At 44.3% G+C, this 12,987-nt stretch carries 8 protein-coding genes; 5 read left to right on the top strand and 3 right to left on the bottom strand.

Annotated elements, in window-relative coordinates; all coding sequences use genetic code 11:
- Positions 1 to 128 precede the first annotated feature (128 nt).
- The 5 genes from mtgA to GH808_RS07125 all read left to right on the top strand — a co-directional run bounded on the left by mtgA (position 129) and on the right by GH808_RS07125 (position 6,718).
- On the top strand, positions 129 to 1,049 hold the full coding sequence (gene mtgA, locus GH808_RS07145) for a [methyl-Co(III) glycine betaine-specific corrinoid protein]--tetrahydrofolate methyltransferase MtgA (protein ID WP_186842095.1): 921 nt from the start codon (positions 129 to 131) through the stop codon (positions 1,047 to 1,049).
- A 43-nt stretch (positions 1,050 to 1,092) separates the two neighbouring features.
- Positions 1,093 to 2,655: a glycine betaine uptake BCCT transporter gene (locus tag GH808_RS07140; RefSeq protein WP_186842094.1), complete on the top strand. Its 1,563-nt coding sequence runs from the start codon at positions 1,093 to 1,095 to the stop codon at positions 2,653 to 2,655.
- A 27-nt stretch (positions 2,656 to 2,682) separates the two neighbouring features.
- Entirely contained in the window at positions 2,683 to 4,116 is a 1,434-nt protein-coding gene (mtgB, locus tag GH808_RS07135; protein ID WP_186842093.1) for a glycine betaine--corrinoid protein methyltransferase, read from the top strand.
- Positions 4,117 to 4,145: 29 nt separating this feature from the next.
- Positions 4,146 to 4,793, top strand: a complete 648-nt coding sequence (mtgC, locus tag GH808_RS07130; protein WP_186842092.1) for a glycine betaine-specific corrinoid protein MtgC — start codon at positions 4,146 to 4,148, stop codon at positions 4,791 to 4,793.
- Positions 4,794 to 5,056: 263 nt separating this feature from the next.
- Positions 5,057 to 6,718, top strand: a complete 1,662-nt coding sequence (locus tag GH808_RS07125) for a glycine betaine uptake BCCT transporter (RefSeq protein WP_186842091.1) — start codon at positions 5,057 to 5,059, stop codon at positions 6,716 to 6,718.
- 76 nt (positions 6,719 to 6,794) lie between these two features.
- On the opposite strand, the gene GH808_RS07120 is transcribed toward GH808_RS07125, so the two are convergent.
- From GH808_RS07120 to GH808_RS07110, 3 genes are all read right to left on the bottom strand, one after another.
- Positions 6,795 to 8,015 carry an SHOCT domain-containing protein gene (locus GH808_RS07120; protein ID WP_186842090.1) on the bottom strand — a complete coding sequence of 407 codons (1,221 nt, stop codon included), beginning with the start codon at positions 8,013 to 8,015 and terminating at the stop codon, positions 6,795 to 6,797.
- 181 nt (positions 8,016 to 8,196) lie between these two features.
- A complete protein-coding gene (locus GH808_RS07115; protein ID WP_186842089.1) occupies positions 8,197 to 9,789 on the bottom strand; it encodes an FMN-binding glutamate synthase family protein in 1,593 nt (530 codons plus the stop codon).
- A gap of 253 nt (positions 9,790 to 10,042) precedes the next feature.
- Positions 10,043 to 12,148: a glutamine synthetase III family protein gene (locus GH808_RS07110; RefSeq protein WP_186842088.1), complete on the bottom strand. Its 2,106-nt coding sequence runs from the start codon at positions 12,146 to 12,148 to the stop codon at positions 10,043 to 10,045.
- Between the last annotated feature and the right edge of the window lie 839 nt (positions 12,149 to 12,987).

Raw genomic sequence — 12,987 nt, 5'->3', positions numbered from 1 at the left:
CAATAACTGACAGAAGATCCATTTAAGAAAAAATGAAAGGAGTAAACAAAGAAAGGGTGTAATCGTTTTGCTGTTTGTTGGAAAATAAAAAGTACGCAATTATATTAATTTAATGAAGGAGCGAAAAAATGTTTAGATTTACTGCAGATCAATTTGTTTATGACATCAATGGAACCAAAATAGGCGGTCAGCCTGGAGAATATCCGACGGTTTTAATTGGTAGCATATTTTATCGGGGACACAAAATTACCAAAGATTCTGAAAAAGGAATCTTCGATGAAGTGGCGGCCAAGGAATTATTAGACAGAGAAGCGGAATTATCGGAAGAAACAGGCAATCCAAGAATTGTCGATGTACTTGGAGACACGGAGATTGCATTAACCAAACATGTGGAATTTGTCTTGAAAAATACCACAACACCAATACTGTTTGACAGTCCAAGCCCAGAGGTAAGGATCGAAACGCTAAAACATTTTGCCAATGATACAGAAGCCATGAGCCGGATTATCTATAATTCACTGGAAGAAAGCTGCACCGAACATGAACTGGAAGTGATCAAAGAGTGTGGCGTTAAAACCGCAGTTGTGCTGGCGTTCAGTAAAAAACATTTGCAACCGGCTAAACGCGTTAAACTTTTAGTCGGGGATGAAAAAAACGAAGGCTTATTGACCAAAGCAAAAAGAGCTGGAGTTGAACAGTTTCTCATCGATCCAGGAGTCCTGGATGTAGCCAGCAGCAGTTGGACCGCAATGGCGATTCGGGATATAAAAGAACAATATGGTTATCCGGGGGGATGTGCATCATCGAATGCATTATATTTATGGAAGAAAATGAGAGCAAAGGGAAGTCCGTACTTTGAAGCAGCCGGGGCATCGGTATTCACTTTTCCACTGACACATGGCGCGGATTTTATTTTATACGGGCCAATGGCCAATGCGGCATGGGTATACCAAGCCGCCGCAACAACTGATGCGATGATGGCTTATTGCAATAAAATCACTGGTACAAAACTAGGAACCTTAAACACCCCACTTATGAAAATATTCTAAAAAAATGTGAACCAATTCTAAAACAGAAGGAGGATTTACTAAAATGCAAGAAAAACAAGCAAAGAATCGAACCGTATTGTACGTTTCAGCTGGAATAGCGATACTTTTCGTATTGGCCAGTATGCTTTTTACTGAAGGTACAACTACGGTATTTAATCTGTTGAATTCGTTGATTACAACTACTTTTGGCTGGTTATATTTGTTGGCAGTTGGTTTGTTTATTGTGTTTGCTATAGGAGTTGCCATCAGTCCCTTTGGAAAAATTATCTTGGGCAAGGATGATGATAAACCTGAATTTACTAATTTTCAGTGGTTTTCAATGCTGTTTGGGGGAGGAATGGGAATTGGATTAGTGTTTTGGTCAGTTTCTGAACCGATCATGCATTATCTCACTCCTCCCATGGGAGAGGGCGGAACACAGGCAGCGATGGAATTGGCCATGCGGACAACCTTTTTTCATTGGGGGCTTCATCCATGGGTGATTTTTGCAATTGGCGGTTTAGGACTTGCCTATTTTCAATTCAGAAAAAATTTGCCATTCTTAATCAGTTCTGCTTTTTATCCATTAATTGGTGAAAAAATACATGGACCAATTGGGAAAACCATCGATATACTGGCTGTCTTTGCAACAATTTTCGGGGTTGCCACCAGCCTGGGACTTGGTTCGACACAGATTGCCACAGGCTTGGAATACATCTGGGGGATAAAATCAAGTCCGCTGACAGTATCCATTATAATTGCGGTGATCACCGTTATTTTCACTCTGGCAACTGTTTCAGGACTGCATAAAGCCATGCAGGCAGCAGCGAATTTAAAAATTTGGCTGTCAGTGGCATTTATGGTATTCATTTTTGTTTTCGGCGGCTCGGTATTTATTTTAAATAACTTTACCAATACGTTAGGTTCTTATCTTCAAAATCTTGTGGGGCAGACCTTCTGGATGGGAAATGTCGAATGGTTAAATGGCTGGACCATCTTTTATTGGGCCTGGTGGATTGCCTGGGCACCGTTTGTTGGACAGTTTGTCGCACGGGTTTCAAAAGGCCGAACGATCAGAGAGTTTATTCTGGCAGTATCGTTATTACCTTCCGGTTTTTCACTGATTTGGATTGCCATTTACGGAGGAGCGGCATTTAATTTAAACGCCATCTCTGGTGGAGCGATCGAAGCTGCAGTTGGTGCTGATTATACCACTGCCCTTTATGCGCTTTTACAACAGCTTCCTTTATATGGACTTACATCTATTTTGGCAATTGTTCTGATCGTTGTCTGCTTTGTCGGAGCAGCAAACTCAGCAACCTATGTTTTAGCCATGCTGACGTCGGGCGGAGACATGGATCCAGACAAAAAATTAAGAGCCGGCTGGGGAATTGCCCAGGGTTTAATTACCATTATGTTAATCCTGGTTGGTGGAACATCTGCATTAAAGGCTTTGCAGACCGCTTCGATTGTAGCCGCGTTCCCATATATGTTTGTGATGATTGTCATGTGTTTTAGTATTTATAAAGCGCTGAAAGTGGATTATACGGAAAGTCAGTTATTACTGAAGAATAATGAATTAAAAGATGTTGGCAGCAGCCAGACGGCTGTAGATATACAAGAATAAAATTTTAAGAAGAAGAGGTATTTTATCATGTTACCAAAATTTGATATTTTGACGGATGAACAAATTAACAAGATTCATGAAAACAGTATGAGAATTCTCAAGGAAATTGGTGTTGAATTCTCCTATGATCCAGCCATTGAAGTTTTAAAAAAACATGGACAACGCGTCGAAGGACATCGCGTCTATTTTGATCCTGATTTTGTAAAAGAGATGGTGGCAAAAGCGCCATCACAATTTACATTGCATGCCCGTAATCCGGAACACAATCTGGTCTGTGGTGGTGAAGATATTATCTATATGCCAGGCTATGGGGCACCGTTTATTTATGAGGCAGATGGTGTAAAAAGAGATGCAACAATGGAAGACTACGACAATTTTGTCAAACTGGCTGGTGCCAGCAAATATATGCATATGACCGGTGGTACGGTGGTAGAACCAACCGATGTTCGCGATGAGATTCGTCATTTAGATATGGCCTATAGCCATATTGTCAATTCGGATAAATGCTTTATGGGAAGTTCCTCAGGATATGAATATGCGAAAGACACGATCGAAATTGCCGCGTTGCTTCATGGCGGAATGGATGTAATCAGAGAAAAACCGGCGTTAATCTGTTTGATTAATTCAGTGACACCACTGAAATATGATGATCGCATGCTCGGCGGCTTAATGGCTTATGCTGAAACTGGCCAGGCGATGGTCATTGCCTCATTGGTAATGTCTGGTTCAACTGGTCCGGCAACCATGGCAGGGGCCTTATCATTACAGAATGCCGAAGTATTGGCAGGCATTACGCTGGCCCAATGCATTAATCCAGGGACACCCGTTGTTTATGGATCGACATCGGCAGTTACAGATATGTCAACCGGTTCGCTGTCGATCGGGAATCCTGAAAATGCCCTGTTTACATCAGCAAGTGCTCAATTCGCACGGTTTTATGGGGTTCCATGCCGAGGCGGCGGGGGCTTGACCGATTCCAAAACAGTTGATGCTCAGGCCGGTTATGAGTCCATGATGGTGCTCTTTGCAGCCAGCACCACCGGTGTTAATTTTGTCATGCATACGGCAGGAATTCTTCAGTACTACATGGCTATGTCGTATGAAAAATTTATGGTTGACGACGAAATTGCCGGCATGATTTTACGATATCTTAAAGGTTTTGATTGTGAAAGTGAAGAAAAAATGGCGTTTGATGTAATCAATACCGTGGGACCAGGCGGACATTTCTTGACACAAAAGCATACCCGCAAAAACTTTAAACTTGAATTCTACAGACCTGAATTAAGTGATCGACAATCTTTCGACGGATGGTCAAAAGAGAGCCTCGATACAAACCAACGGGCAAAAATAAAATGGCAGGAAGTGCTTGCCAGCTATGTGCCACCAGCATTGGATCCTGTTGTTAAAGAAAAAATCGAATCGTTTATTGAAAAACGGGCAAAAGAATTACTAAACAAATAATGAAAATAATATAATAAAAGGAGAATGAGATGAACACAATTTTTGAAGAAATTAAAGATGCAATCGTTGATGGAGATGAGGATTTAGCAGTTGAATTGGCAGAAAGAGTAATAGCAGAAAAAGCTGATCCGGTTCAGGCTGTTCAGTTGGGATTCATCAAGGGGATCGAAGAAGTCGGAGCAAGCTGGATCAGCGGCGAAGCCTTTTTGCCGGATGTTATGATGGCAGCCGATGCGATGAAAGCAGGTATGGATGTGCTTGAAGAAGTATTAGCTGCAGGCGAAGGCGAAGGAGCCTATGAGGATAAGGGGAAAATTGTGCTTGGCACGGTGGCAGGCGACATTCATGATATCGGGAAAAATATTGTCGGCGCTCTTTTAACCTCAGCCGGATTTAAAGTCTATGATATTGGTATCGATCAAAAACCAGAAGACTTTGTCAAAAAAGCAGATGAAGTTGGTGCCAAAATACTGGCTGCGAGTTCACTGTTGACAACAACCATGAAATCTCAAAAAGTATTGATTGAATATCTGGTAGAACAGAATATTCGCGATCAATATAAAGTAATCATCGGCGGCGGTCCAACCAGTGCGAAGTGGGGCGAAGAAATTGGTGCCGATGGCTGGGCAGAAACTGCCGATGAAGCGGTACTGTTATGTAAGAAGTTATTAGGTTAAACAGCATCTTCCAATACTGTATGATATAATAAAAAATAATCCAGAGATTAGCGCCAAAAATTTACAAAGTATATTTTTGGCGCTAACTCACTAAGAAATTGAAAATGAAATGATGATAAACTGGTCTGAAAGACTAAAGAAATAATAAATATACTGATCATATACAACAGTAAAGAAGGTGGAGGTATGATTCTCTATGTTTCTGCAAACGTTTTAATTGCGTATGGTGGAAAAGGAAAATTGATCCGGGAAGGAGAATTCTCATGAAAAGCAGAAATAATCAAACAGGCGATTTTATCCCCAGAGACAGAGCCGAGGTTACAAATAATTGGGGGATTTTTGGCCATTTGGATTCAGCAGTATTCATTATTTCTGCAATAATATGTTTTGGATTTATTCTTTGGGGCGCTTTGGACAACAATTCATTATCTGTAGTGTTGGGGCAGGTTCTTTCAGTAACCGTTTCCAATTGGGGTTGGATGTACGAAGCAGGGGTGCTCTTTTTTGTTGTTTTTTGTTTTGTCCTTGCTATAAGTAAATACGGCAAAATTAAATTCGGAAAAGATGATGATAAACCAGAGTTTTCAAATTTTTCATGGTTTTCCATGCTGTTTGGAGCCGGCATGGGGGTCGGACTCATCTACTGGTCGGTGGCAGAAACGGTCTCTCATTTTCTAAATGGTCCGGCATATGCCGGTGCTTCGGGAAGTACTCAGGCAGCTGAATGGTCGATGGCGATTTCATTTCTGCATTGGGGAATCAGCCCCTGGGCTATCTATGTTGTTGTGGGAATTCCCATGGGTCTGGTGATTTTCAGAAAAGGATTGCCCGCCCTTGTCAGTTCCTGCTTTTATCCGATTTTAGGGGATCAGATTTACGGCCCGATCGGTAAATTCATTGATATTGTAGCCTTATGTATTACCTTTTTTGGGGTATCAACAACCGTTGGATTGGGGACAATGGAGTTGGGAGCCGGGCTCTCATTCAATTATGGAATCACGATGAATAACGAAGCTTACATAATTATTCTGGTTATCGTAGCGGCTGCTTATCTGGCATCGGCATGCCTGCCAATTGATAAAGGCATAAAAGTTGGCTCGGATATCAGCATGATTGCCTGTCTGGGATTGCTATTGTTTTTATTTTTAATTGGACCCACAAAATATATTTTAGATAACTTTGTCAACGCATCGGGATTATATGTACAGAATTTTATCAGGATGAGCACATGGACAGATCCCGTTGAGCAAGCAGGATGGCTAAACAGCTGGACAATCTTTTATTGGGCGTGGTGGATTTCATGGGCACCTTTTGTGGGAATGTTCATTGCAAAAATTTCTAAAGGCAGAACGATCAGGGAATTTGTATTTGCAGGCATTGTTGTACCAGCGATATTCGATATGATCTTCTTTGATATATTCGGTTCGACAGCACTTAATTTTGAACTTGAAGCGGCGACAAAGGGACTGATTGAAACAGCCATTACTTCAGACGTTGCCAGCGGTATATTTGTGCTTTTCCATCAATTCCCTTTAAGCGAAGTCACAACCGTCGTGATTCTTTTCGTCGTATTTACATTTTTTGTCGTTTCCACCGATTCCGCGACCATTGTATTGGGGATGCTCTCCAGCGGCGGAAATGATTCGCCAAGAACCAGTCTCAAGCTGTTATGGGGAATCGCATTGGCATTGTCGGCAGGGATCCTGATTATTATGGGGGGACTGGATGCGGTACAAACCGTTCCGATTGTTGCGGTGTTTCCATTTATTTTTATCATGTTTGCGATGTGTTATTCGACCATCAGGATGGTTCGTCAGGATCCGCTGATGCAAGCGGAGGAAGCCTTTAAAAAAGAAGTAGTAACGGCGATAAAAAATAAAAAAAATGCGGTGGCTGAAAACAGCGAAGAAGAAATTGAAAATTAAATTTGACAATAAAAAACAAACAACCGTGGTTTTATGACCTCGGTTATTTGTTTTTGAGAGTAAAATAAATGATCGTTTATAATTTTTCCAGCAAGTCTTTCTTTTTCTGATTGAATTCTGCTTCGCTGATAATGCCTTTTTCTTTTAGAACGGCTAATTTTTCGATCATCGCGATGGGATCTTCCTGGGGTGAGTCTGCTTGCTGATCGCCGGCTGTTTGCGGCTGAGCATCGGAACTAGCCGGCGCTGTTTCTTTGGAAGCACCGCTTTTGTAGTGGTTGTATATCTGGATCAGGCGCTCAGCTTCCCGGGAGTAGAGAATGCTGATGGTTTCAATGGCAGCGGCGGTATGGATTTCGGTATCGTTCGGGTTCATCCCAAGCGTGAGCGATAAATCCAGAAAAGAAACCGTGCTTTTCTGAGTCGAGATTGAAGTGATGTCATCATAGCTGAAGCTCTTGTCGGTATTCAATTCGCGGTCATACAGAACAATTTTATGATCGGTGCAGATGAGAAATTTCGTGGAGCCGAGGCTGTTCAATCCCCAGGCAAAATAGACCAGTTTTTCACCGCTGGTGACGAATTTGGTTGTGATTTCCCGTGTGGTCGGGTCAAGTTTTAGCGGGATAAAAGCACTGATCTGCTCGTCATCAATGGCGAAATCTTTTGCTTTGAGGCGTCTGAGGTATTCTGACAGGGTAACATAATCAAAAGTTTGGATTTCTGCCGTCGGCATGGTTATCAGCGGCACACTGTTGACCAGAAGCTGGAACTGCTGATCGTCCCGGCTGATACTGATGTCGATCAGTTTTTCTTTCGGGAGCGAGCCGATGCTGTAAAATGAAGTGTTTTCCGGGAAGATGACTTTAAAATAGAGATTAGTGGTTGTCACCAGAACAATCTGTTCTTTTGAATCCTTGAACTGAAACAGAAATTTTTCCTGAAGATTGTAGGTGGCGAATGTTTTCAGAATATTTTTCAGAACCTTTTCCTCGTCAGGGTGCATGTCGATTTTAGTTGCTGACGCGCTATTGGCCGGCAACAGCAGTTCTGTGGAAAAATTGCTGGTAAAAGCAACGAGCTCAGCATCATCGGCATCAATGAAAGGACGGGCCAGCGGGTCGATATTATTGGTGAGTTGACCCAGCAGAGTGTCGGTAAAGCCTTTAATGCGTTTTTCCATTTCTGCGCGGAGACGTTGCTGTTCTTCTTTTTTAAGTGCAATATCTTCCTGAATTGAATCAATACTATCCTTGGCCAGATCGGTAACATCTTTAAACAGATCTTTTAATCCCATGATTGCGCTCCTCTTTTTTATTTTGCTGAATAATTATCTTTCATTCTATCGAAGGATTCTTAAAAAGCAGTTAAAAACAAAAAAATAAACCTGCCTTCTGAATGAATGCTCGCATTAATCCAGAAGGCAGGTAAAACGACTTGCTCAAGGGCAACGTTTATTTAATGGTAAAGTGATCGGATCAGCCTTTTAGAATAGCAAGTGCTTCTTCGCGGCCGCATTCCATCAGATATGGGATCTTGGTTACGCTTGCGCATTCTTCGGTCAGAGACATCAATTCATTACGGGTAATGCTGTCGATGTTAAAGCAGCGGGCACCAGCCATCAGCTGTTGTAAACCGACACGAATCTTGTCAGAGTAGCTGTAGATGCCGATGGCACCCAGCGGAATGTTCTTGATTTCCTGAGAACCGACCAGATTCTTGACGGTTTCGTAACAAACGAAGATTTCTTCAGGAGTCGAGCCAAATTCACTGACGGTTTTGGGCAGATTGTTTTCCTTCATCCACTGATCGATGTTTTTTCCAACCATACCGGGAATCATCAGGGCACGGCCCATACAAACGGCTTTGACAAAAGGTGCGCCGAGAGCAAGCGCTTTGAAAACGCCGTCTTCGCTGCTGAAGCCGCCGGCAAATGCCAAGTCGGGAACCCGTTCGCCGTTATCGGATAAAATTTTTGCAAATTCATAGGCGGCTGAATGCAGGTAAATTGAAGGCATACCCCATTCTTCCATCATTCTCCAGGGGCTCATGCCGGTTCCGCCGGGAGCACCATCGATCGTCAATAAATCGATTTTGGCTTTTGAACACCATTTCAGAGCCATGGCCAATTCTCTCAGGCCGTAAGCGCCTGTTTTCAACGTGATGCGTTTGTAACCAAGGGCTCTGAGGCGTTCAACTTCTTCGATAAAGCCTTCTTCACTGATAAATCCGAGACGGCTGTGACGTTCGAATTCCTTGATCGCGCCCTGGTTGAAAGCGTTCTGAATAACGGGATCCATTGGATCAGGCGTGACAATATAGCCTCTTTTCTGGAGCTCCATGGCCCGTTCGAGCGAATTGACTTTGATTTCGCCGCCGATGCATTTGGCACCCTGGCCCCATTTTAGTTCAATGGTTTCGATATGATGCTTATTGATGATATATTCGGCAACGCCCAGACGCGTATCTTCAACATTCATCTGAATCAGCATTTCACCCTTGCCGGTATGATAGCGCTTGTATGCTTCGATTCGTCGGTCCATGTCTGGTGCTTCAATGACCTTGTTGTCTTTATTCAAAACCAGGCGCGGGTCGATCCCGCAGACGTTTTCACCACAAACGATGGTTACGCCGGAAATGGCGGCACCCACGGCAAAATGTTCCCAATTCTTGCGGGCGATTTCGGTGGAACCCAATGCGCCGGTAAAGATGGGCACGTTCATGGCGACTTTTTTATCCCAGCCATAAGCAGTTTCCGTATTGACGTTTGGAAAGCGTGCGTTGTCTGGGTCACCGACGGCGCCGCCCGGCAATCCCTTGGCGCCGAGAGCGTAACCTTGAATGTTTAAGTGTGAATAATCGATTGGATAATCTTTATCACCACCGGCGGTCACATCGCCAAAAGGACCTGGATAAATCAGTTCGCGGCCCCTGAAAGTGGCCTTGAATATTTCACAGTTACCGCGACATCCGTCGATACATCGTGAACAGATACCGGAACACGGTACTACACTTTTGGAACGATTAGAGGTTCCGGTGGCATCATTGCTGTTTGGTCGTTGAAGATTCATAATTTTCCCCCTTGAAAATTTTTATTAAATTGTCATTGAACTGTGAAGGATTGCAATTGATTTGGTAACAAACCCCATTGTTTTTAACATAGCGTCATTGCAAAACTTACTTTATCATTATAAATCAAAAATCGCAAAAATGTCAATAGATCTGGTCTCAACAAGCCCACAACGACAAAAAAGGCTATCGGTGGATAGCCTTTTTACAACGAACTCAGGAGGGGGGGCTCTGAGTTCGTTGATTTTGAGCAATTTAAACGTAGAATAGAATGTCTTCGTAATTCGGGAATGGCCAGTATTCTTTACCGACGATGGATTCCAGCGCATCGGCGGTGCTGCGGAGTGCTTCCATCGCGGGAATAATCGAGTTGCAGTGATAGGTGGCTTCAGCCTGAGCCGATTCGCAGTTCTGGGCAGCGGCCAGGGTGGTTTCCAGGCTGTCAATGGCTTTGATGAGTTCGCCGGACAGTTTGGAAATGCGTTCGGCCAGCGTGGTTTCAGCCGAGACATCGATGAAATCGCCGCAGGATTTTTTCGCCAGCAGGGTGTCGCAGACCTCTTTGGTGTAGGAGACGACCGCCGGCGAGATTTCGCGTTTGGCCATGTTCAGCATGGTCAGGGCTTCAATGTTGATGGTTTTGCTGTATTCTTCCAGATGGATCTCACAACGGGATTCCAGTTCAGCCGGCGTGTAGATATTGTGACGGCTGAACAGTTTTTCATTCTTTTCGGACGTGTATTCAGCCAAGGCTTCCGGTGTGGTTCTCAGGTTGGGCAGACCGCGACGAGCAGCTTCTTCAACCCATTCGTCGGAGTAGTTGTTGCCGTTGAAGACGATGCGTTTGTTTTCAATGACGGATTTCTGCAGCAGGGCATCCAGAGCGGTTTCGAAGTCAGCCGCTTTTTCCAGCGTATCGGCATAGTCGCACAGCACATCGGCGACGATGGTGTTGAGCGTAATATTCGGTCCGGCGATGGACTGGTTGGAACCCAGCATCCGGAACTCGAACTTATTGCCGGTGAAGGCAAATGGCGAGGTCCGGTTACGGTCCGTCGCATCCATGATCAGCTTCGGCAGGGTGGTGACGCCCATTTCAAGCACGAGGTCTTTCGCTTCCTTGACCGGTTTGCCGGTTTCGATGGACTTCAGCGCGGCGGTCAGCTGTTCGCCGAGGAAAATGGAAACAATGGCCGGTGGGGCTTCATTGGCGCCCAGACGGTGGTCATTTCCGGCGCTGGCAACCGTGATGCGCAGCAGTTCGCTGTATTTGTTCACGGCCTCGATGCAGGCGCAGAGGAACAGCAGGAACTGTTTGTTGTTGACCGGATCATCCCCGGGAGTAAGCAGGTTCTCACCGGTGTTGGTGGACATCGAAAAGTTGTTGTGTTTTCCGGAGCCGTTGACGAAATCAAACGGTTTTTCATGCAGCAGACAGGCCAGATCGTGGCGATAAGCAACCCGCTGCATGAATTCCATAACCAGCTGATTATTGTCCGTGGCAACGTTCGTGTTGGTGAAAATGGGAGCCATTTCATGCTGGGAAGGGGCAACTTCGTTGTGACGGGTTTTGGAAGCAATGCCCAGTTTCCACAGTTCCTTGTCCAGATCCGCCATGTAGTTGGCCACGCGGCCGCGGATACGGCCGAAGTAATGGGTTTCCATTTCCTGGCCCTTGGGCGGTTTGGCACCAAACAACGTCCGGCCGGTGAGGATCAGATCCTTGCGCTGTGTGAACAGGTCGCGTTCGACCAGGAAGTATTCCTGTTCGGCACCGATGGTGGTGGTCACTTTTTTGACATCATTTTTTCCGAACAGGTGCAGGATGCGGACCGCATGGGTATTGAGGACTTCCATCGAACGCAGCAGCGGTGTTTTCTTGTCCAGCACTTCACCGGAGTAGGAACAGAAGACCGTTGGAATGCACAGGGTGGAGCCTTTGATGAACGCATAGGAGGTCGGGTCCCAGGCAGTATAGCCGCGGGCTTCAAAGGTTGCCCGGAGTCCGCCGGAGGGGAAAGATGAGGCATCCGGTTCACCCTTGACCAGTTCTTTGCCGGAGAATTCCATGATGACCTTACCGTCTTCGGTCGGGGTGATGAAGGCGTCATGCTTTTCAGCGGTGATACCGGTCATCGGCTGGAACCAGTGAGTGAAATGGGTAGCGCCCATTTCCAGCGCCCAGTCTTTCATGGCATTGGCGACCACTTCAGCCACGTTTTCTTCCAGAGGCAGATCCTCTTTCATTGTTTTAAGCAGTGAAGCGTAGATGTGTTTTGGCAGGCGTTTTCGCATGACACCGGCATTAAAAACTTTTGATCCGAAAATTTCGTCGATGTTTTCGTGAGTTGTATTTGGCACGTGAGTGTCCTCCTATTTTTTAGTTTTGTTCTAACTGTCGCTCCATGCATTAATCGCATAGATCAACAGTTAGAAAGAATGATAGAAACAAAAAAAAGGCGCCCTAAAAAACGTATCTAAACGTTTAATAAGCACCATTGCTATTTTGATAATCACCAATATGAAGTTGACTTCATTATAGACCATGGCAAATAGCTTGTAAAGCGAATTTTTTCGGAATTAAGGGTGTAAAAGTTTTCAGAAAAATATTTAAAGAAAGCTGGGCTTCGATGACGTTGTCATTCCGGAAATCGATGGATCAGCTTCATTAAGAAAAGATTGGGTTAACCAAAAAATGAAATCCTTATCAATCGGAATTGCCCAAAATAAGAATTGAATATCGGGCTGAAGTGTGTTTTAATATAAAAAAGTACATTGTATACAGAATTGAATTAGGACATACGCAAAGAACAATGGGGTTCAGTCTTCCGAGAAAACAAGATTTCAGAGGGGGTGATTTCCGTGTTCTTTTTTTTGTTGAAACAAAGGCTATGAATTGGATCTGATCGCCATGTTCAAAGGCGTCTGACAGTCAACCACAGTGACGGTTGCAAGGTGTTTTTCGTTGGTTTAGGATTAAGAGAAGAACAAGCGTTGTCCGAATCATGCCGTTGTTTATGAAGTTCGGGATGGGGTAGAATAAATGAAAATAGTATAAGTAGAGCATCGCCGGCAATTCAGTGGTCGCTATTCGCGGTATTCAGGGGATCCGCTTTGCGGTTTCCAGTTGAAGATCTTCTAAATAAATCTTTTATAAATTGACACCAGACAAGGAAAACCCTTATCATAATAGTTATATG

Origin of the sequence: Acetobacterium fimetarium, from assembly GCF_014284475.1 — a bacterium.
Taxonomy (GTDB): domain Bacteria; phylum Bacillota; class Clostridia; order Eubacteriales; family Eubacteriaceae; genus Acetobacterium; species Acetobacterium fimetarium.
This window is presented reverse-complemented; position numbering and strand designations above follow the sequence as displayed.